At 74.6% G+C, this 20,951-nt stretch carries 18 protein-coding genes; 11 read left to right on the forward strand and 7 right to left on the reverse strand.

Annotation, left to right across the window (positions count from 1 at the left end; all coding sequences use genetic code 11):
- Positions 1–30: 30 nt before the first annotated feature.
- On the reverse strand, positions 31–2,637 hold the full coding sequence (locus AB0O09_RS26730) for a hypothetical protein (RefSeq protein ID WP_363545378.1): 2,607 nt from the start codon (positions 2,635–2,637) through the stop codon (positions 31–33).
- 434 nt (positions 2,638–3,071) lie between these two features.
- Here AB0O09_RS26730 and AB0O09_RS26735 point away from each other — a divergent pair, with 434 nt between their 5' ends.
- Positions 3,072–3,737 carry a winged helix-turn-helix domain-containing protein gene (locus tag AB0O09_RS26735; protein ID WP_363545380.1) on the forward strand — a complete coding sequence of 222 codons (666 nt, stop codon included), beginning with the start codon at positions 3,072–3,074 and terminating at the stop codon, positions 3,735–3,737.
- Positions 3,734–5,071 carry an MFS transporter gene (locus tag AB0O09_RS26740; RefSeq protein ID WP_363545383.1) on the forward strand — a complete coding sequence of 446 codons (1,338 nt, stop codon included), beginning with the start codon at positions 3,734–3,736 and terminating at the stop codon, positions 5,069–5,071. The genes AB0O09_RS26735 and AB0O09_RS26740 overlap by 4 nt, the downstream gene beginning before the upstream one ends.
- Before the next feature lie 107 nt (positions 5,072–5,178).
- Here the strand turns inward: AB0O09_RS26740 and AB0O09_RS26745 are convergent, their stop codons facing one another.
- Positions 5,179–5,874 (reverse strand): alpha/beta hydrolase, encoded by a 696-nt coding sequence (locus tag AB0O09_RS26745; RefSeq protein WP_363545386.1) that lies wholly within the window; start codon positions 5,872–5,874, stop codon positions 5,179–5,181.
- 157 nt (positions 5,875–6,031) lie between these two features.
- On the opposite strand from AB0O09_RS26745, the gene AB0O09_RS26750 reads away from it, so the two are divergent.
- The 6 genes from AB0O09_RS26750 to AB0O09_RS26775 all read left to right on the forward strand — a co-directional run bounded on the left by AB0O09_RS26750 (position 6,032) and on the right by AB0O09_RS26775 (position 11,626).
- Entirely contained in the window at positions 6,032–6,823 is a 792-nt protein-coding gene (locus AB0O09_RS26750; RefSeq protein ID WP_363545388.1) for an ABC transporter ATP-binding protein, read from the forward strand.
- Positions 6,820–8,559, forward strand: coding sequence for a hypothetical protein (locus AB0O09_RS26755; protein ID WP_363545391.1), 1,740 nt, complete (start codon positions 6,820–6,822; stop codon positions 8,557–8,559). Before AB0O09_RS26750 ends, AB0O09_RS26755 begins: the two co-directional genes overlap by 4 nt.
- Positions 8,560–8,644: 85 nt before the next feature.
- Positions 8,645–9,700, forward strand: coding sequence for a class I SAM-dependent methyltransferase (locus tag AB0O09_RS26760; RefSeq protein ID WP_363545394.1), 1,056 nt, complete (start codon positions 8,645–8,647; stop codon positions 9,698–9,700).
- 321 nt (positions 9,701–10,021) lie between these two features.
- Complete coding sequence (locus AB0O09_RS26765; RefSeq protein ID WP_363545397.1) at positions 10,022–10,801, forward strand: alpha/beta hydrolase fold domain-containing protein; 780 nt, start codon at positions 10,022–10,024, stop codon at positions 10,799–10,801.
- Between the two features lie 47 nt (positions 10,802–10,848).
- Positions 10,849–10,980, forward strand: a complete 132-nt coding sequence (locus AB0O09_RS26770) for a hypothetical protein (protein ID WP_363545400.1) — start codon at positions 10,849–10,851, stop codon at positions 10,978–10,980.
- A gap of 283 nt (positions 10,981–11,263) precedes the next feature.
- Complete coding sequence (locus tag AB0O09_RS26775) at positions 11,264–11,626, forward strand: hypothetical protein (RefSeq protein ID WP_363545403.1); 363 nt, start codon at positions 11,264–11,266, stop codon at positions 11,624–11,626.
- Between the two features lie 92 nt (positions 11,627–11,718).
- Here the strand turns inward: AB0O09_RS26775 and AB0O09_RS26780 are convergent, their stop codons facing one another.
- Positions 11,719–12,648: a CAP domain-containing protein gene (locus AB0O09_RS26780; protein ID WP_363545406.1), complete on the reverse strand. Its 930-nt coding sequence runs from the start codon at positions 12,646–12,648 to the stop codon at positions 11,719–11,721.
- A 140-nt stretch (positions 12,649–12,788) separates the two neighbouring features.
- Entirely contained in the window at positions 12,789–13,853 is a 1,065-nt protein-coding gene (locus AB0O09_RS26785; protein ID WP_363545409.1) for a DUF3048 domain-containing protein, read from the reverse strand.
- Positions 13,854–14,102: 249 nt separating this feature from the next.
- Between AB0O09_RS26785 and AB0O09_RS26790 the strand changes: the two genes are divergently transcribed.
- The gene (locus AB0O09_RS26790; protein WP_363545411.1) at positions 14,103–15,341 is read left to right on the forward strand and encodes an acyl-CoA thioesterase/bile acid-CoA:amino acid N-acyltransferase family protein; all 1,239 of its coding nucleotides are present in this window, start codon (positions 14,103–14,105) and stop codon (positions 15,339–15,341) included.
- Positions 15,342–15,408: 67 nt separating this feature from the next.
- Here AB0O09_RS26790 and AB0O09_RS26795 read toward each other — a convergent pair whose 3' ends face one another.
- Positions 15,409–16,431 (reverse strand): polyprenyl synthetase family protein, encoded by a 1,023-nt coding sequence (locus AB0O09_RS26795; RefSeq protein WP_363545414.1) that lies wholly within the window; start codon positions 16,429–16,431, stop codon positions 15,409–15,411.
- A 336-nt stretch (positions 16,432–16,767) separates the two neighbouring features.
- Here AB0O09_RS26795 and AB0O09_RS26800 point away from each other — a divergent pair, with 336 nt between their 5' ends.
- A complete protein-coding gene (locus AB0O09_RS26800) occupies positions 16,768–18,561 on the forward strand; it encodes an adenylyl cyclase (protein WP_363545416.1) in 1,794 nt (597 codons plus the stop codon).
- A gap of 186 nt (positions 18,562–18,747) precedes the next feature.
- Here AB0O09_RS26800 and AB0O09_RS26805 read toward each other — a convergent pair whose 3' ends face one another.
- Complete coding sequence (locus tag AB0O09_RS26805; RefSeq protein WP_363545419.1) at positions 18,748–19,713, reverse strand: hypothetical protein; 966 nt, start codon at positions 19,711–19,713, stop codon at positions 18,748–18,750.
- A gap of 132 nt (positions 19,714–19,845) precedes the next feature.
- Positions 19,846–20,262: a hypothetical protein gene (locus AB0O09_RS26810; protein WP_363545422.1), complete on the reverse strand. Its 417-nt coding sequence runs from the start codon at positions 20,260–20,262 to the stop codon at positions 19,846–19,848.
- Between the two features lie 250 nt (positions 20,263–20,512).
- Here AB0O09_RS26810 and AB0O09_RS26815 point away from each other — a divergent pair, with 250 nt between their 5' ends.
- On the forward strand, positions 20,513–20,947 hold the full coding sequence (locus AB0O09_RS26815) for a hypothetical protein (RefSeq protein ID WP_363545424.1): 435 nt from the start codon (positions 20,513–20,515) through the stop codon (positions 20,945–20,947).
- Positions 20,948–20,951 lie beyond the last annotated feature (4 nt).

The following is a 20,951-nucleotide window of genomic DNA, read 5'->3' on the forward strand; positions in this document are numbered from 1 at the left end:
CGGGTCGTCGGCATGCGCTGCCCGGAGGCCCTAGCCGATCCGGCCGAGCCGGTCCGCCGCCCGTCGGCCCCGCCGGGAGCGGTGGGCGGCCGCGGCGGTGGAGACCGCGTCCGGCAGCCAGGACGCCACGTCGTCGACCTCCGGGATGCGCGGGCCTTCCCGGTTCGCGTCCCCGATGGCCTCGAACAACCTGTCCTTGTCCCGGGCGAACTCCGCGAGCAGCCGGGCCGGGGAGTCGATGCCGCACTCCACCAGCAGGCCCAGGGTGGCGGCGCAGTCCAGGCGGTCGTGGAGCTGGGTCAGCTGGGCGATCTGGACGAACCGTTCGACCAGCACCGGTGAGACGTCGAGGTACTCGGCCAGGACGGCGCGCTGACGGGCGGTCGCGGTGCGGAGCAGGAAGTCCGTCGGGGCGCTGAGCCCGGCCTCGACGAGTGCCGGTCGGCAGGAGTCGAAGACCGGGAGGTCGAGGAAGGTCGAGGCGGCGGCCGTGAGCTCCTGGTACTCCTTGCTGTCGTGCAGCCCGGCGAGGCAGGGGTCCTTGCGGGCCTCGGCCCTGAGCGCCTCGGTCGGCAGGGCGATGCGCAGGTAGTGGATGGCGGTGCGGTCGGACACCCGGGGGCGCCGCGGGTCGAGGCCGGCGAGGCGGGCGTACTCGTAGGCCAGCCGCGGCGGGGGCGCGGACCTCATGAAGGGGTGGCGGGCCGACCACACGCCGGAGAGCGCCGCGATCTCGTGCTCCATGGCCTCGGCGACGGGGCGGATCTGCCGGGCGAGGGTCATGTGCTCCACGTCGTCCGTGTCGGTCTCCACGCACTTGCGCGCCAGTTCCTCGACCGCCCTCTTGGCCTTGCTCGAGGCGTCCATGTCCCGGCCGCCGGTGGCCGCGCAGCGGTTGATCCACTGGGAGGCGCTGCGGTACAGCGCACGGATCACCAGGACGTCGGGGCAGAGCGCCTTGACGACGGCCAGCTGCTCGTCCGCCGCGTCGGCCAGCTGCCGGTAGGCGTAGCTGTCGTGCCGCGTCGCGTCCTGGAGGGCCCAGAGGTGGTCGACGCGGGCGAGGATGTTGCCCGGGTCCTCGTCGACGGCCCTGGCCAGCAGCGCCGTCCGCAGGCCGGGATCGTCGATGAGCGAGCGACTGGTCGCGATCACCTGCAGGGTGACGCTCCGCCAGTTGGTGGCACCGCAGAGCTGGTTCCTGAGCCGGGGGTGCGCCCGGCTCAGCCGCAGCAGCGTCACCGCGGCGGCGCCGGTGAGCAGCTGGGCCTTCGCGCGCTCCCGGGCGTCCTCGCTCCTGCCCAGCGGGAGGAACAGCTCGGCGCGGCTGAAGATGTCGCTCTCGGCGTGGCGGCCGTTGCGGGAGAGGGTCACGGTGATCCGGTTGTCGTCCATGATGGCGGCCCGCACCCGCCAGGTGAGGTCCGGCCGGACGGCGAAGAAGAGGCCGGAGAGGGCCGCGGCGATCTTCCCGTTCGGCAGGGCGCTGAGGTCCTCGGTCTTGATCGTGCTCAGGTGCATGGAGCTGGTGATCGCCCGCAGCCGCATCGGCGGGGTGTCGATGCCGAGGTCCTGGACCCGGGCCAGCAGGTAGTCGGTGGCCACCGCGTCGTTCTCGCCGTCCGGGGACTGCACCGACACCTGGACGCGGAGGTTCTGGCCGAAGGTCGCCGCGGTGAGCAGGATCCCGTCGAGCGCGAGCACCGCGTAGGTGGTGAGGAGTCGTCGGCCCGGGTCGTCCAGGACGACCGTGCGCAGCAGCAGACCGAGGCCGCCGACGGCCAGGAGCGGGACCAGCAGCCGCCCCCAGTAGGTGAACGCCCCCGCCAGGGTGGGCCACCAGGCGCGGAGCAGCCGCCCGAGCGTCTGCCGGCGCGACTCCCGCTCGGAGGCGAACCGGTAGCGGCCGTGGGTCCAGGCGGCCGCGAGGGTGACCGCCGTGGGGAGGACGACCAGCACGGTCAGGTCGGCCGGCCAGTCGCTGAGCTCGCCCGGGTCGAAGGGGTGGAACATCTGGTAGACCGTGAACATCAGGGCCGACCCGATCAGCAGGAAGTAGCCGGCGATGCCCAGCGAGATCCGCCACGGCCGGGGCCAGGCGATCGAGTCGACCTTCACCACGACGCCCGTGAGCAGCCCGCTCAGCGCCACCAGGGCGAGGAGCAGGATGGCGGCGGCCGTGAACAGCTGGGTCATCGGCAGGACCCAGCGGTCGTAGAACAGGTCCCAGCGGGAGAGGGCCAGATCCTGCTGGCGGGCCGTGATCGCGTCGAGGCCGGCCGCCGCCTCGGCGTTCTCGGCGTCGTTGCCCAGCGCCTCCCGGAACTTCCTTTCGGCCGCCGCGAGGTCACCCGCCTGGAGGAACTCCTGCCCGGCGGCGGTCGCCTGGGCCGCGACCTGGCGGTGCGCGGCGACCAGCGTGAGACCGAGCGACGCGCAGGGCAGCGGGTTGCCGTCCTCCGTCTGGGTGTAGAGAGCGGTGGCCTGCGCCAGGTGGCCGGCCTCCAGCGACTGCTGCGCCAACGCACAGAGCGCGGTCGGGTCGGCGGCCGCGTACCCGGGGGCGGCCGACGCGGTGAGGGCCGCGACCACGGCCAGCAGCACGGCGGCGGTCGTCCGGCCTGGGTGTCTCGGCATCATGCACACCTTGAGTCCGCTCGGTCCCCCGTCCACGAACGATAGGGTGGCCCGCCGCGCACCGCCGGTCGGGCACCACCGGTCGGACGACCGTGATGGTCGACTCGGCGAGCGCCGGACGGCCGCCCTTCGGTTCCGGCAGGTGGTCGTGGGTGGTGTTGCGGGAGGCGCCGAGGGGCTTCGCGATCGAGGTGACGGTGTTCTCCGGGCGGGCGGACAGGTCGCGGGCGTGGCGCCCGCCGGGTGGTCGTGTCGAGCGCCTCGCGCAGCGAGGTGGAGCCGACCCCGCGCTTGCGCAGGCCGGACACGATCGCGATGAGGTCCTGGACGGGGCGGCCGGGGCGGTCCAGCGACGGGGCTCACGCAGCAGATCGCAAAGACTTCTTCGCGAAGAACTCTTTGCGAAGAAGTCTTTGCGGTTTAGTCTGTGCGGTGTGACCGACGCGACGAAGGGGCCGGAGGGCCCGAACCCCGAAGAGAATTCCGTTGTCCTGGATGCCAAGGGGCTGCGTGCCATGGCGCATCCGGTGCGCGTGCAACTGGTGGGGCTGCTGCGGAAGTACGGCCCATCGACGGCCACCCGTCTCGCGGAGCGGCTGGGCGTGAATTCCGGGACGGCCAGCTATCACCTGCGCCAGCTCGGCGCGGCCGGTCTCGTGGAGGAGGACGCTGAGCGCGGCAACGCGCGAGAGCGCTGGTGGCGCTCGGTCCATCAGATGACGGAGCTCAACGACCGGGAGTTGGCCGATCGGGAGCCCGAGGCCACCTTGGCCTTCCTGCAATCCGTCGCCACCACCTACACCATGCGCACTCAGCAGACGCTGAACGAGTTGCAGACGATGCCCCGTGCGTGGCGGGACACCTTCGACATGAGCGACCGGGCCCTGCGGCTCACGCCCGAAGAGGCTGGCGCCCTGCGGCGGGAGTTGAGGGCCGTCGTCTCCCGGTACCGCAGGGACACGCCCGAGGCGGCGGCAAGCGCCCCGGAGGGTGCCGAGCGGGTCGGCGTCATCACGCAGATCCTGCCCGAACCGGATGCGCCTGCCGCGTCGCCGCTCCCCTCCGGCACTCAGGAAGAGGAAGGAAACCCGACATCATGACCGACGACACCGCGGAGACCGGCGGCATGCCCGGCACGAGGTCCTTACGCCCGCTGAGCGGGGTGCTGGCGGCCATGGTCGTGTCGCTGACCGGCACGCGGATCTCCGTAGTGGCACTGCCCTGGTTCGTCCTCGTCACGACCGGAAGCGCCACCCGGACCGGACTGGTCGCCTTCTGCGAGATGGCGCCCTACGTGGTGGTCAAGGCGTTCACCGGGCCGCTGGTGGACCGGATCGGCCCGCGTGCCGTTTCCTGGACCACCGATCTGGCCAGCGCGACCGCCGCCGCCGCGGTCCCCCTGCTCCATGCCCTGGACCTGATGACCTTTCCCCTTCTGCTGGTTCTGGTCGCGCTGATCGGCGCGGCCCGGGGCCCCGGCGACCTCGCCAAGGAGGTGATGGTCCCGGAAGCGGCCGAGCGCGGCCGTGTACCACTGGAGCGGGCCACCGGTCTGGCCGGTGTGATCGAGCGGCTCGCCTCCACCGTCGGCCTGGCGGTCGGTGGGGCCCTGGTGGCGCTGCTCGGCCCCCTGACCGGACTCGCCGTCAACGCGTGCTGCTTCGCCCTCGGATCGGTGATCGTCAAACTCGCGCTGCCTCGCGGCATGGGGCACGCGGTCGGGGAAGCCCCCTCCCGGGCCGAGGAAACGGGGCCGGGCTACTGGCGACGGTTCGGCGAGGGCTTCACCTTCCTGCGCGGCGAGCCGCTGCTGCTCACCGCCATCGTCATGTGCAGCATCACCAACCTGCTGGACGCGGCGGTCACCTCGGTGCTCGTACCCGTCTGGGCCGCGGAGTCCGGCAGCGGGCCGACCGCGATCGGTCTGATGGGCAGCGTGATGGGGGCCGCGGCGGTCGGCGGGAGCCTGATCGCCGCGGTGGTCGCGCACCGCCTGCGGCGGCGGCCGGTGGTTCTCGCCGGGTTCCTGCTGGCCGGGGCACCGAGGTTCCTGGTCCTCGCCTTCGACGCCCCGCAGTGGGTGGTACTGGCCGTCTTCGCGGTCAGTGGATTCGGTACCGGCTTCGTCAACCCGGTGCTGGGGGCCGTCCTCGTCGAGCGGGTGCCACGCCGGATGCTGGGCCGGGTCAACGCCCTCGGCGACTCGCTGTCCTGGGCCGGCATCCCTCTCGGCGGACTGCTCGCCGGGGCGGCGGTGACCGCCGCCGGACTCGTGCCGGTGCTGCTCGCCTGCGGCACCGCGTACTTCCTCACCACGAACCTGGCCGGCCTGCGGCCGGAATGGCGCGAGATGGACCGTACGCGTGGGCGGGGCGTCATAACGCCGCATTCCAAGGAAGACGCCCCGCAAAGCAGTGTGAACGCAGCGGCATGACGTCCACGGGAGGGATGTGGACCATCCTGCTTCCTTCTCCCTCCCACCGCTCCCTCCGACCTCGGCACGCCGAGATCAGGGTCTGCTGCCCGGGGCCCGGGGCGCCGTCACAGGCCCAGCAGCAGGTCGCGGACGGCTGCGGGGCGGGACAGGAACGGGTGGTGGCCGGCGTCGAGTTCGACGACGTCGTCGGCGCGGCGGGCGAAGTCGCGCTGCAGGGGCGGCGGGGTGCCGCGGTCGCGGGTGCAGACGAGGTAGGTGGAGGGCAGCTGCTGCCAGGCGGCCGCGCCGACCGGTTGCCCGAGCACCCGGACGCTCTGCCGGGCGAGGTGGTCCGCGGCCTGCGCCCGGACGTCCGGGTCGCAGTCCTGGAGGAACGTGTCCACGAGCAGGTCGGGGCGGACGCCGAAGGTGCCGGCGGCGGGGTCGACGTCGAGGAACGGGGCGGGCGTGCCGTCCCCGAAGTCCGACAGGCTCTGCCCCACTTCGGGGAGGTAGCCGGAGACCAGCACCAGGTGGCGCACCGCCCCGACACCGGCGGCGGCCTCCGCGGTGACGATGCCGCCGTAGCTGTGGGCGACCACCACGGTGGGTTCGTCGCCGTCCAGCAGGGCCCGCCGTACCGACGCGACGTCCTCGGAGAGCCCCGGACCGCCGGTGCCTCCGGGCGTGCCCGCCTCGCCGCAGCTCGGCAGCGCCGGAGCCACGCTCCGCACCCCTCGTTCCTGCAGCAGCCCAGCCGTGCGGTGCCACCACCACGACCCGTCCCGCACGCACGCCCCGTGCACGAACACGACCCTCATCCGCGCCGCCTCCACGTCCGCCTCGGCCGCCCCGACCCGACCAACGGTATGCGCCGGCCACCGTCACGACCGGGAACCGGGCCGACAGGGCCGCGGCCCACGGGCACCGGCGGCCGGTCGGTACTGTGATCCGGTCGATCGTCGAGAGGTGCCCACCATGGTTCAGAACGCGGCCGAGCCGCACGCCACCACGCGGCCCGCGCTGCTGCAACTGACCGGGGTGAGCCGCTCGTACGGCGACCGGGAGGTCCTGCAACCGGTCTACCTGTCGGTGGCCGCGGGTGAGTGCGTGGCGCTGGTCGGCCACAACGGGTCGGGCAAGTCGACGCTTCTGCGGCTCGCGGCCGGCCGTGACCTGCCGAGCCGGGGCACCGTCCGGTTCGACGGCCTGGCGATGGACGAGAACGACCCGCGGATCAGGGCCCGGGTGGCGGTCGTCGGCGACACCGTCGCCTGCTACCCCGATCTCACGGTGCGCGAGCACCTGCTGCTGGTCGCGGTCGCGCACGGGATCGCCGACGCCGCCGCGTGGGTCCAGCAGGTGCTGGAGGACCGGATGCTCGACGAGCGGGCGGACGCGCTGACCTCCGCCCTGTCCTCCGGGCAGATGCAGTCCCTGCTGCTGGCCTGCGCACTCGTCCGGCCGCGGGACCTGCTGCTCCTGGACGAGCCCGAGCAGCGCCTCGACCCCGGCGCGCGCCGGCGCCTCGCCGACCTGCTCAAGGCGGAACTCGCGGACGGCGTGGCGGTGCTGCTGGTCACCCACCACGCCGACCTCGCCCTCGCGGTGGCCGACCGGGTCGTGGTGCTGGAGGACGGCCGCGTCGTCCGGCAGGGCGTCCCCGAGGCGATGCTGGCCGCGGAACTGCTGCTCGCGGAGCTCCCGGCCGCCGGGTCCGCCGGGTCCGCGGGGTCCGCAGGCGACGTGCACGCCGGGGAGGGCCGGTGAGCGCCACGGACGGCCCGGCGGTCACCGCGGAGGACGGGCCCGAGGAACCGGCCCTCGCGGCCGACGCCCCGCCCGCCGAGTGGAGCGACGACGACGACTGGACCGACGAGGCGCTGGCCCTGCTGCGCTCCCTTCGGACCCCGCACCGTCTCAACCGGGTGCGCCAGGTCGCGTACGCGCTCTACTGCACCGTGCTGATCCTGGTCGTCTGGGGAGGCGTGCCGAGCCTGGGCCTGTTCCTGCAGGCCGCGATGGGCGCCGACTACACCGGTGGCGGCCCCGCGCTGCTGGCCGCCGTGCCGGGCGGCGTCGCGGCCGTCGGGCTGGCCGTCCTGCTGCTCGCCGTGCGCGACGGGCTCTGGCGCGGCCCGGTCGTGCCGCCGCGGGCCACCATCGACTGGCTGCTCGTCCACCCGGTCCGCCCCGGGCCGGTGCTGCGGCCCTGGTTCCGGCTGTCCTGCGGGCTCGCGGTGTTCCCCGGGATCGTGGCGTCCGCGGGCGCCATGGTCGTGCTCGGACTGACCGTCCGGGCCGGGCTGCCCGCCGCCCTCGCCTGGTGCCTGATCGGCGGGACGTGCCTGCCGCTGCTCGGTGTCTGCGCCGCGCTGTCGGTGGAGCGCAGCGAGCGGGCCGCCCGCCTGGCGCGCCGGCTCACCCCGTACGCCACCGTGCTGGTCCTCGGGTTCGCCGCGCAGAGCGCCCTGGCCGCCGCGGGGCACTCCGTCCACTGGCTGGACCGGGTCGTGCTGTGGTCGGGCCCGTGGGGCTGGGCGGGGATCGCCGCCCTCGCGCCGACGCCCGCCGCCGTCCCGGGGAGCCGGGCGGCCGCCGCCCTGCTGATCGTGTCGACCGTCGTCTGCCTGGTGCGGGCCGATCGTACCGCCGGCACCGTGTCGTTGACCCTGCTGCGGGAACGGGCCAGGAACGCCGCGAGCGTCCTCGCCGCCCTGCGGACGGTCGAACCGCGCGCCGCACGGCTCGCCGTGAACACCGCCACCGGCGGTGACCGCCGGCTGAAGGTCCGGCTGCCCGCGCCCCGCAGGGCCTGGCTCGTCGTGTACTGGCGGGACACGCTCGCCCTCCTCCGCTCGCCCGCGCGCCTCGGCCGGGCGGTGCTGCTGACCGTGCCGGCACTGCTGTGCGCCGTGCCCGCCCACGCCGCCCGGTGGAACGTCTCGCTGGCCGCCACCGGACTCGCCCTGGTCTTCGGCCACCTCGCCGTCGCCCAACTGCTGGAGCCCGCCCGGATCGACACGGACGACGTGCGCCGCGCCTCCTGGACGCCGTTCCCGTTCGCCGGCCTGATGCTGCGCCACGCCGTCGTCCCCACCGTGCTCGGCGCGCTGCTCGGCGCGGCGGGGAGCACGGTGGCCGTGCTCTGCGGTGCCGGTCCGGCGGCCTGGCTGGCACCGGCCGCCGTTCCCGCACTGGTCGGCGCGGGCCTGGTGAACGCCTGCCGGGGCGCGGCCCGCCGCGACCTGCTGTACCGCCCGGCGCAGGCGACCGGCGGTGGCGCCGGCAACATCGCGGCGTTCGCGGCCTGGTACGCGGCGGGCCCCGCCGTGGCCGTGCCGCTGCTGGCGCTGCCGTTCTCCGCGGCACTGCGCGGCGGGACGGTGGACTCGCTGGGCCGGGCGGCCGCGGTCGGCGCGGTCGTGGCGGTGGGGCTGTTCCACTGGGCCCGGGTCAGGGCGGAGAAGCTGCCCGCCCAGGCCCGGCCGGGCCGGGCCGGCTGAGGCCCGGACCCGCGCCCGGACCGTTACGGTCCCGGGTACCCCGGCGGGGCCGGTGACGACGTCGAGCGGGCAGGGAGGAGAACGAATGTCGGAGGCCGACGAACCGGTCCACGAGCACCTGGTGGACTCGGCGGCGTTGCGGTCCGACGGCCGCGTCGCCGACCTGGGCTGCGGCAGGGGCCCCACGCTGGCGGCCTTCGCACGCCGGTTCCCGGGTGCCCGGCTGATCGGCCTCGACCGGTCGGCGGCGGCTGTCGGGGCCGCCCGGGAGCTGTTGGCGGACCATCCGGGCGGCGCCGCGGTCGTCGTGGCGGACCTGTCAGGCCGGCTCCCGCTGCCGGACGGCAGCGTCGACGCCGTGGTTTCGTACAACGTCCTCGAGTGCCGGATGCCCGGACCCCCACCCGACTGCGGGGCACCCACGGCCGGGATGGCACGATCGGCCCATGACGATTCCCCCTGTGCGCACCCTCCGCGGGCCGGTCCTGCCCCACCTGCCGGGCGGTCGCTGATGCTCGGCCGGTTCCGCCGTCGTCGCGGCACCGAGGGCGGCCGGGGCGAGGAGATCGTCTCGCGCCGGATCCCGATGGCCTCGGTGGGACGGCCCGTCCCCGCCGAACTCGCCGAGCTGGAGACGGAGGCCGAGTCGGGCGACGTCCTGGCGATGGCGAACCTCGGCGCGGCCCTGATCGCGGTCGACCGCGCCCGGGCACTCGCCTGGCTGACCAGGGCCTGGGACGCCGGCAACGTCGGCGCCGGCTTCAACCTCGGCACCCTGCACTCGCTGGCCGGAGACACCAACCGCGCCCAGGTGATCTGGGAACGCAGCGCCGCTCTGGGCGACCCCGACGCGATGCTCGGCCTGGTCCGCCAGGCACTCGACCGCGGCGACCGGCCGACCGTCGACCGCTGGGCCCCGCTCATCCTCGACCAGGACGAGGCCTACCCCATCACCGCCCTGGGCGTGGCCTTCCGGGACCACGGCGACCCCGACCGGGCCGTGCAGGCCTTCCTGCGCGCCGAGTCGCTGGGTGATGCCTACGCCATGGAGTACCGGGCCCACCTCCTCGACGCCCGCGGCGCGCACGAGGAAGCGGCGGCGCTGCGGGCACGGGCGGAGACGGCCGAGCGGATGATGTGAGTCGCCCCGGGCGGAGACGGACGGCCGCGGCGCCCTTCGACGCCCGGCGGTCAGGCACGGAGGGCCGGGCCGATCGCCAACAGGCTCCACCCGAGCAGGAACCCCGTCCGGCTGCCCGGCGGTCGCAAGTGACGTCATGCGCAGCTTCCGATCCGCCCGGGGCCGATCACCGGTCAACGGTGGGTCCGCCACCCGCCAGGGACTATGACGGTGCGTCAGGAAAGAGCCTGCGGAGCAGGTGATCGCGAACCGGCGGCCCGCGGCGGCGTGTTGGACGACCATGGCCTGGTTGCTTCCTCCCCGACGAACGGAGAGCCGGTCATGACGACCGTCGCGTACGGAGCGCACCCGGACCAGGTGGCGGACCTCCACCTGCCACCGTCCGGCCGGGGCCGGGCGCCGGCACCACTGGTCCTGCTGCTGCACGGCGGCTTCTGGCGTGAGCCGTACGGCCGTGCCGAACTGTCGCCACTGGCCGCGGACCTGGCCTCGCGCGGCTGGGCGGCGGCCAACGTGGAGTACCGGCGGGTGGGCGGGGACGGCGGCTGGCCGACGACGTTCCTCGACGTCGCCCGAGCCGTCGACGTGCTGCCCGAGGAGGTCGGCCGCATCGCCGGCGGGGCGGTGGACGCCGGCCGCGTGCTGCTGCTCGGACACTCGGCGGGCGGACACCTGGCCCTGTGGGCCGGCCTGCGCCACCGCCTGCCCGAGGGATCGCCGGGCCGCACCGTCGACGTGCCCCGGCTCACCGGCGTGGTCGCCCTGGCTCCGGCCGCGGACCTGCGCTGGGCCCATGACCTCGGTTCCGGTCGCGGAGCCGTGGCCGACCTGCTCGGCGGCGGTCCCGCGCAGTTCGCCGAACGCTACGCCGCGGCCGACCCGGCCGCCCTGGGCGGGGTCGAGGTGCCGACGGTGGTGGTGCACGGCGAACAGGACGAGAACCTGCCCGTGGAGATGGCCCGGCAGTACGCCGAGGCCGCCGGTGCCCGTCTCCTCACCCCCGGGAACTGCGGCCACTTCGACCTCGTCGACCCCCGCTCCGCGGCATGGCCGATGGTGGTCGCGGCCCTGGAGGACCTCCTGGTCGCGCCGGGGGAGTGACGCGCGGCTTCTGATCCGCCGTCAAGGGCCCGGGGTGCGAGGGGAGGATGACCGTCCAGTTCTCCCCGGGCACCCCGCGCGCCGAACTCGACATCCTGATCCTGCGCGAGCGGATCGGCGCCCTTCCCGGCATCCACGACGTGAAGCCGTGCAACCCGTCGGCCGACGACTGCAACTGACGGACCCGACACGGGACGGAAGCGGGCGAGCCGGCCTGGAGCCGTCCACCGCCGCCGTCCACGGCGCGGGCGCCGAAATCACGTCAGATCACGGAGCCGGCCTTCGGGCCTCCGGGGCGGGTGCCCCGTTCGCGGCGGCCGGCCCGACCCGTGGAGGAGCGTGACCGCCGGACGTCGAACCGCCCCGTGCTGCCGGTCGTCACCCGGCCGGCGCCGGGAGCGGCATCGCCCCGGGTGGCCGGTTCTCGACCCTGCACCCTGCGTGATGGGCGATGATCACAGCGTGAGCGTATGGTGGGTGGGGCGCAGGGACGATCTACTGGCCCAACTGACAGTCCTGCTGGTGTACTTCGGTGCGGACCCGCTGGAGGATCCCGGCACCGGCGAACTCGCCCGTACCGCGGCCGCCCTGGCGGGCGAGTACCGGACGAGCGACCGGGGCGAGGGGATCCGCCACGCGGCGACCCTCCTGCAGGAAGTCGCCGCCGAACTGCGCGCGGCCGACCGCTTCCGCGGCACCCTCCTGCCCGTCGTCAACCGCCACCTGCGCTGCGCCGTGGCCCTGTTGGTGCGGGCCCGCGCCGGCCTGGGGATGGCGGCCGGCCCGGCCACCGGCGGGCGCCCGCGCACCGGGGCTGCCGGCTAGACCCCGCCGCCTGCCGACTCCGTCCCGGCCCGACGCCCGCACCGGCCGGGGTGCGGGCGTGCCGCCGGCCGGTGCGGGGTCCGCGTACGGGGTCAGTCGGAGAAGTCCTGGGTCATCCACAGGGTGCCGGAGGAGTCGCGGAGGAGCTTGATCCCGACGTGGTGGAAGGCCGGGTTGAGGATGTTCCGGCGGTGTCCGTCGTTGGGCGGCTGTTCGGCGAGCATGTCGTTGGTGAGGCCGAGTGCCATGCCGGCCATGCCGTCGGTGGTGTCGGCCACCGGACCGCCGTCGCCGATGTTCTCGCCCGCGGTGCTCCACTGCACGCCGCCGGCGTGTTCGCGGTCCCCGAAGGCGGCCTCGCCCGGGCACTGGTGCTGGAGGCCGCAGCCGGCCGCCATGGTGTGGTTGTGGGCGTTCGCGCTGGTCTGCAGACCGGCGAGCATCTGCAGCGGGGCGACGCCCTGGGCGGCACGCGCCTGGTTGATCAGGTTGAGCACCTGGTTCGCCGCTGCGTCCGCGGCCGAGCCGGAGCCGGAGCCGGAACCCGAACCCGAACCGGAGCCGGTGGTGGTGGGCCGGGCCGTCCTTGTCGGGGGTGCGGCCGCCCGGGTCCTGGTCGGGGCCGCCGTGGCCGTGACGCGCTGCTGGACGGGGACGGTGGTGGTGGCGGACGCGCCGGGCAGCCGGGTCGGGCCGGTGGTGGTCTGCGGGGACGCGGCCGCCGACGGCACGGCCGACCGGCTCGGCGTCCCCGCCGTGTCGACGGTCGGCAGCTGCGGTTCCGGTGCGGCGGCCGTCGTGGTGTCCTGCGGGCCGGAGGAGAGCGCCATCCTGCCGCCGACCACCGCGGTGGTGGCCGTTGCTGCCACGGCGACCACCGCGAGCAGGGGCTTGGCGGCGGCCCCGGACCCGGCCCGGTGCCTGCCGGGCACCGCCCGCCGGTGCGACCCGCCGCCCGCCCGGCGCGTGGACGGGCCGGGCCCGTACCGGCCCGCAGGCTCCCCGCTCGGGTACTCCGTCATCTGCTCTCCTCCGTCGACCGGTCGACTGCCCTTCCGGACAGGAGACCCTCATCCGGGCCGGGGATAACGGAAATCGCGCGAATGTTCACGGAAAAACTGCCGCCGACCGCGGCACGGGTCGGCCGGCCGTTGTGGGCCGCTCACGGTACCAGCAGCACCAGGACGGGACCGGTGGCGAACGTCATCGCGCCGCCGCCGGGCAGGGTGAACGAGGTGCCCGCGGCGGGGTCCGGACGGCTCCAGCCGACGTCCCACACCCGGCCGTCGCGCAGCACCTCCGCCCGGCCCGCGCCGGTGGTCAGGGTGAACACCTCGTTGTCGGGATGGCCGGCGTTGAAGTCGGTGAAGAGGCCGGGCACCGTGCTGACGTGCTGGACGACGACGGTCGCCGTCCCGGACCAGGCCGGGTGGCCGTCCACCGCGACGCCGTACGTGCTGCCGTCGAAGCGCACAGCGATGGACGCGGAGGGCAGGTGCCAGGTCATGGCGTCGAGCGTTCTGCCGCCGTCCGGTGCGGCGCCGAACACGAAACCGGGGGAGCGGGCGGGTACGGACGGGAAGCGGGCGAGGACCTGGTGCGGGTCGAGGAAGGTGGGGTCCACGGCGTCGTGGGTGAACGCGCCGGGGTCGTTCGACGGGGTGACGTTCTGTACGTCGGCCCGCTCCAGGAGCGGAAGGAGACCGCCGATGGCGCCGCTGTAGGCGAAGTCCAGGTGCCCGTACTGCTGCAGGAGCGGGATGTCGGTCTGCCGGGCGGAGCGCACCGGGCCGATCAGGGCGGGCAGGTGGTTCGCGTCGTACACGGCGAGGAACCGGGAGAGGCCGCCCTCGACCTGGATCCAGTACACGACGTCGGCGCGGGCGAGTCCCTGCTGGATCGACTGGACCCGGGCGCCGACATTGTCGATCTTCACGGCGAGGGTGTTGCCCGCCGTGCCGACGTTGTCGAGCGGGTTCGGGAGACCGGGTACTCCCGGCACTCCTGGCAGTCCGGACTCCGGCGCGTCGGACGGCGCAGGCGCGCCCGGTGCCGGGGCGGTGGACGCGGTCGGAGTCCTCGGTTCCGGGGTGCTGCCGGCACAGCCCTGGAGGGACGCGAGTCCGATGCCGGCCCCGGCCGCCGCGAGCGGCAGCCCGATCCGGGCGCGGACGCGGCGCCGCGGGCCCCGGGCGGTGGTCGCGCGGGCGGTGCTGCGGATGTCCACCGGAGCTCCCTTCCCGACCGGTGGATGCGGTCGTGATCGGCAGCCGGCGTGAACCGACGTCTGCAGCAGGATGTGCCCGCACGGCCGCGGAATACTCCCGCCCGGATCGGCGACTTCCGCCCTGGGGAGCACGGCCGGGGTCCGCCGGCCCGGTGGTCCGCGGTGGGCTCGGCCGATCCCTTGACCAACGGCTTTTCCCGGGGTCGAGAATGAGTGTCCATCACTCGTTCGGGGCCGATGAAGGCAACGGTGCGAACCGCCGCCGTGGCGCTGGCCGTGCTGTTCGGGCCGGTGGCGGCCGGCTGTTCCGCGGGCGCGGACCGACCCGCCGGTGTCGAGGCCGAGGCGATGACCCTCGCCGACGCGCCGGTGCATCTGCGGATCACCGGACTCGCCGGGGGCGAGCAGGTCACCGTCACCTCGTCCGCCGACGACCACCGCGGGCAGCAGTGGCAGGCCCACGCCGTGTTCCGCGCCGACCGGCACGGCACCGTGGCACTCGACACGGCGGCCCAGCTCGCCGGCGGATCGTACGCCGCCGCCGACGGCATGGGGCTGTTCTGGTCGATGGACCCGGTCGGCCGGCCCGCCGACCGCACGGGATTCCTGCCGGCCTTCCCCGAAGCGCGGCCCTCCTTCGACGTGCGGATCACCGTGACGGCGCACGGCCGGGAACTGGCCGGCCGGACGCTCACCCGGCAGTGGACGGGCGCCGGGGTGTCCACCGAACGGCTGACCGTGGCCCGCGACCACGTCGACGGCCGGCTGTTCCTCCCGCCGCCGGGCACCCCGGCGAAGTCGGCGGTGCTGGTCTTCGGCGGCTCGGAGGGCGGCGACAGTCAGCGGTACACGGCGGCGCTGCTCGCCTCGCACGGCCATCCGGCCCTCGCGGTCGCCTACTTCGCCGAGCCGGGGCTGCCGGCCACCCTGTACGACGTGCCGCTCGAGTACTTCCGGACGGCCGCGCGCCTGCTCGCCGCGCAGCCCGCGGCGGCGTCGGCGCCCGTGGTCGTGATGGGGTACTCGCGCGGCAGCGAAGCCGCCCTGCTGCTCGCCCAGGACTACCCCGACCTCGTCCGGGGCGCCGTGGTCTACTCGCCCTCCGCGCAGGTCAATCCCGGCCTGCCGAACGGCGGCGACGCCTGGACGGTCGAGGGCCGTGCCGTGCCGCGGCAGCCGATCCCGCTGGACCGGGTCAGCGGCCCGATCCTCGCCGTCGCGGGCGAGTCCGACCAGCTCTGGCCGGCGCCGGGCCGGGCGCGGGCGATCGGCTCGGCGGTGCCCGGCGCGAAGCCCCGGCAGGCGCTGGTGTACCCGGACGCCGGCCACGGAGTGGGCACCTTCCCGTACCTGTCCGCCCCCACGCGGTTCGTCGACCCGACCAGCGGCCGGGTCGACCTGCTCGGCGGCACCCGGGCGGGCAACGCCGCCGCCCAGGCCGCCGGCTGGCCCCGGGTGCTCGCCTTCCTGGACGCGGTGCCGGCGTGACCCCCGGCACCGGCACCGGTGCGGCCGGCCGACCCCGATGGTGCCGGGGCCGTCGGCGGCGGGCCGGTCAGGTCAGCTCGTCGGCGAGGGCGGCGACGAACGCGGCGAGCTCGGCCTGCGCGACCGGGTCCGGCACGGCCTGCGGCAGGGCCGCGTGGGCCAGCCGGACGTGCTCCCGGATCCGCTCCTCCAGCCAGGTGCGGCCCCCGCACTCCTCGACGAGGTCGGCGACGTGCCGGAGCCGGTCGAGGGTGGGCTCGGCGGTGTCGTCGTAGAAGGCGGCCAGTTGGTCGCGGGCCGGCCCGCCGGCCTGGAGGGCGACGGCGACGAAGGCCCGGGACTTGCGTCGCCGCAGGTCGGCCAGCGGGTCCTCGAGGGCGTCGCGGGAGGTCCCCCAGACGCCCTCCCAGTCGTCGAAGAAGGCCATCGCCATCCCGGCGTGGTAGCCGAACCGCTCGGCGGCGGCCAGCTCGTCCTCGCCGGCGCCGCGCACCAGGGCGCCGGCGAGGCAGACCCCGGCGGTGGGCAGGGCGATCGTCTTCTCCAGCAGTTCGACGGCGAGGTCCGGGCTCATCCGCGAGGTGCCCTCGGACTCCAGGTCGCGGACCTGTCCCGAGCAGCACTCCCGGATCGCGCGGGCGGCCCGGCCGATCAGCTCGGTGGAGACCCGGTCGCCCACCTCGGCGAGCAGCTCGAACGCGAGGCAGTGCACGGCGACCCCGGCCTGGATCGCGGCCGGTGCGCCGAAGGCCGCCCAGAGGGTGGGCCGGCCCTTGCGGAGCATCTCCCGGTCGACGATGTCGTCGTGGACGGTCCCGGCGGCCGACATCAGGGTGCCGGCGAGGGCCGCCGTCCGGGCGGCGTCCCACGCCTGCGGGGTGCTGCCCGCGCACAGCAGGGCGACCAGCGCGGGCCGCCGCCGGAACCCGACCGGTGACGTCGGCCGGCCCTCGGCGTCGACCCACCCGAAGTGGTACTCCGTCATCCGCCGGACCGGCTCGTCGAGCCGGGCCACCGCCGCCCGCAGGGCGGGCTCCATGTAGGCGATGACGTCCTGGGTGATCTGCTGCGAGGTGCGTACGGTCTGCACGAAGGTCTCCGACATTCTCGAGTCGCCACGGAACGGCGCCGCACCTCCTGCGACGGTCGGCGTGGCCCTCCTGACATGACGCCCCGGCCCCGCATCCGCCGCAACCCGGCGCGGGCGCACCCGCTGCCGGTGGGCCCGCGCCGGGGCGGGCGGCCGTCCCGAGCGACCGCCGGTCCCGTCCCACGGGCACCTCCACGTCCGAACCGTCCCACGAATGCCGCCTATTGACGCCGCATCGCCCCGGTGCTTCACTCTCCACCGCGAGTGAGAGAGCGCTCTCACGGCATCGGGGGCCGGTTCCGGACCCCTCCCCACCCATCCACGCCAGGGAGAGTTATGTCTGTCACCCCGACCCGCCGGACCGTGCTCCGCGGTGCAGCGGTCGCCGCCGCACTGCCCGTGGCCGGCACTCTCGCGACCGGCCCGGCCTCCGCGGCGCCGGACGCCCGCGGCACCACCGGCCTGGGCACCAACGTCCTGGTCTTCGACCCCTCCATGGGCGACGCGGCGATCCAGGCCCGGGTCGACGCCGTGTTCAAGATCCAGGAGTCCAACCAGTTCGGCACGGAGCGGTACGCCCTCGCCTTCAAGCCGGGCACCTACAACGTCGACATCAACGTCGGCTTCTACACGCACGTGCTGGGCCTCGGCCAGAGCCCCGACGACGTCGTCATCAACGGGCACGTCACCGCCGACGCGCAGTGGTTCCAGGGCAACGGCACCCAGAACTTCTGGCGGGCCGCCGAGAACCTCTGCATCGTCCCGCCGGACGGCCTGGAGCGGTGGGCGGTCTCGCAGGCGGCCCCGATGCGCCGCACCCACGTCAAGGGCAACATGACCCTGTGGCCCAGCCCGCCCGGCAACCGCTGGTCCAGCGGCGGCTTCCTCGCCGACAGCGTGGTGGACGGCCAGGTCGAGTCGGGTTCGCAGCAGCAGTGGCTGTCCCGCAACGACACCTTCGGCAGCTGGACGGGCGCCAACTGGAACATGGTCTTCGTCGGCACCCAGGGCGCTCCCGCCCAGAGCTTCCCCAGCCCGCCGATGACCAACGTCGACCGGACCCCCGTCGTCCGGGAGAAGCCCTTCCTCACCGTGGACGCCCACGGCTCGTACCACGTCTTCGTCCCCGCCCTGCGCCACGACTCCACCGGGACGACCTGGGCCTCCGGCAAGACCGCCGGACACGGCATCCCGCTGTCCGCGTTCCACGTGGCCCGGCCCGGCGACTCCGCCAGAACCCTCAACCGCGCCCTCTCCCAAGGACGGCACCTGCTGTTCACCCCGGGCATCTACCCGCTCTCCGCCCCGCTGCAGGTGACCCGGCCCGGGACGGTCGTGCTCGGCCTGGGCCTGGCCACCCTGCAGGCCGTCAACGGGAACTCGCTGGTCGAGGTCGCCGACGTGGACGACGTCACCGTCGCGGGCCTGCTCCTGGAGGCCGCCTCCGCCGGCTCCCCGGTGCTGCTCCGGGTCGGGGAGGGCCGCAGCCGCCGGAACCACTCCGGCCGCCCCACCGCGCTCTTCGACGTCTTCGCCCGGATCGGCGGGGTCGTGGCCGGCGGCACCGAGGTCGCCATCCGGATCGACAGCAACGACGTGATCGTCGACCACATCTGGGTCTGGCGCGCGGACCACGGCCTCGACGGCAGCGTCGGCTGGTCGGTCAACCCCGCCGGCACCGGCTTCCTCGTCAACGGCGACCGGGTCACCACCTACGGCCTGTTCGCCGAGCACTTCCAGAAGTACGAGGTGCTCTGGAACGGCAACCACGGCCGCACCTACTTCTTCCAGAACGAGCACCCCTACGACGTCCCCACCCAGTCCGCCTGGGTCCACCACGGCACCCGCGGCTACGCCGCGTACAAGGTCGCCGACTCCGTCACCGACCACCGGGCCTGGGGCCTGGGCAGCTACTGCTTCTTCAACCTGCAGGCCGACATCTACGCCGACCGGGCCTACGAGGTCCCCGACACCCCCGGTGTCGTCCTCACCGACCTGATGACCGTGTGCCTCAACGGCCCCGGCGGCGGAGGCATCCTGCACTGCGTCAACAACAGCGGCGATCCCGTGCAGAACGGATTCGGCACCTACTTCATGAAGGGCTACTCGAACGGCGTGGCGACCGTCTGACCGCCACCGGGGCGGTGACCGGGTCTCCCGGCGCCGCCCCGGCGCGGCGGCCCCGGGCCCCGGCCGGGAACGACGCCCCCGCCGTCCCCCCGGGAATCATCCCCGGAACGACTTCCCGGCCCGTCCGGCACCGGGCGCTCCACGACCGTCACGCGAGCAGCCCGCAAGCCCCGATGAGACGGCTCCTCAGGAGGCCAGGACCTGGCGGGCGGCCCGGACCTGGGTCTCCAGGCCGGCCTTGGCCTCGGCCATCGCCTTCCCCTCGGCGGCGATCGCCTCCAGCTGGTAGGCGTAGTCCACCGCGTACCAGACGCCCACCACGTTGTGCTCGTGCCGGCAGGCCGCGTCCGCCTTCGCCACCCGGATCTCGTGCGGGGTGGGCACGGGCGTCCTGTTCCACTCCGGGTCGCCCATCGCCGCCACCGGATCCGGGTAGTCGAAGCCGCTCCCCTTCATGCACTGCGACCACCGGGCGAACGCGGCCCGGGTGCGCGTGTCCTGCTGGGACTCGCTCAGCGTGCGGAACTTGAGGGTGACGGCCGTCTGCGGGTCGCCGATCTGCCCGTCCGCAGCACCGGTGAGCCGCTGGTTGGCCTCGCCGAAGCAGCCGTGGTCGGGCACCTTGCGGCCGTTGACGAGCTGGCCTCCCGGGCCGAACCGCTGCTTCGGGTCCGAGGAGCCGGTCTCCGCGATCGTCTCCTCCCGTGACGTCGGCGCCGGGGCCGACCGGGGCTGCATCTTCTCGGCGGGGACGCCGCCCTCCGGGTGGTAGCCCCAGGTCGCCATCGTCGCGGCGTTCTGCGGGCCGTAGCGGCCGTCGATCCGGGTGGTGGGAGCGTCGCTGCCGCGCAGTTCCCTGGGCGACGCGGGGAAGGCGAAGGTGAACCCGAGCCGGGTCATGCAGGCGGTGACCAGCTTGGCCTGCGCCTGTTCGACCTGGGTCTGCTGCTCGTAGTTGAGCAGGTAGCCGTCGAGGGGCAGCGGCTTGTCGTTGGCCGAGTCGAGCGCCGGCACGGCGGAGACCGGGGGAACGGGGTCCGTGCGCGACGGGGAGGCGGTGCCGGGCTTCGGCTCCGCGACCGCGCCCGCGCAACCGGCCAGCAGGAGCGGCAGGGCGATCAGCAGGGCGGTGCGGCGCGGGCGTCGTGACACGGGTGGGACCTCTCTCGCGAGGAGGACTCGGCGGATCGGCGGCCGCGGTGGTCCCCGGCCGGTGGGGACGGCCGGGGACCACCGCGTGAGCCACCCGGGCCCGGACACGGACCCGGGCGGGCTCGGGCGGGCTCAGTGGAAGGCGCCCGAGGCGTTGTTGTTCTTCAGCGTGCTGTTGAGGTCCACGGTCTTCCAGGCCGGGATGGTCTGGCAGGCGTACCGGCAGTCGTACCAGCTGTTGTAGTAGACGACGAAGTTGCCGCCGTACCAGCTGTCCACGGCCGCGGCGTGGTTCTTCACCGTGTTGCCGACACCGTTGCTGCCGTTGAGGCCGGGCTGGAACCAGTAGGCCCCGTAGTCGTGGATGTCACCGCCCTGCTGGAAGTAGGCGCCGTAGCCGTAGGCGCTGGAGTTGTAGTAGAGGCAGACGGCGTGGGTCTCGCCGTTGCAGTCGTAGTTGATCGCCGAGGCGGTGTCCGCCGTGGCCAGGCCGGTCGTGGCAACGGCGGCGGCCACGCCGGCCGCGGCGAGGAGCTTCCTGATGCGCATCTCGTTCCTCCTTGCGACGCCGGTACCTCCGGCGTTCGGTCAGAGCGGTCCCGTCTGTGGTCTCCGGGCGGTTGCGGCCCCATCATGGGGACGGCCCGTATCGCCCCGGTAGCGCCGTCGTAGCGCGGGACGCCGTGGGCGCCGGGACGACACCGCCCGGGACGGGACCGGGGACTCCGTCGACCGGCGGCTCCGCCGCGGGCGCGGGCGGCCCCGGACCGCGCAGGAACCGGAAGAGTCAGGGGGGACCGTGCACACGGCCAAGGATCCGAAGCTCCACATCGTGCTCGGCCCGGTCTTCCTCCTGGCCGCCGTCCTCATGGGCGGTTCGGGCATCGCGGCCCACGTCGAGTACGCCGGAGCCCCGCACGTCCGGGCGACCGTCCTGGTGGCGGCCTACGACCGCACGGCCCGCGGCACCACGGCCCGCGTCATCACCGTCGCCGCCCCGGACCCCGTCCCCCTCGACGACCTCGGCTCCGCCCCCGACGACCTCGTCCCGGGCGACACCGTCACCGTCCTCGGCCGCCCCGGCCACGCGCTGCTCCCGAGCCAGCTCGGCTGGTCCCGGCTGCTCGTCCCCGCCGTCCTCGCACTGATGGGCCTCGTCAGCACCGCCCTCGGCATCGACGCCTTCCGCAACGGACCCCCGCCAAGCCCCGGCGACCCCGAGGCCTGGGACTGACCAC

The organism is Kitasatospora sp. NPDC093679 (assembly GCF_040683455.1).
GTDB classification, from domain to species: domain Bacteria; phylum Actinomycetota; class Actinomycetes; order Streptomycetales; family Streptomycetaceae; genus Kitasatospora; species Kitasatospora arboriphila.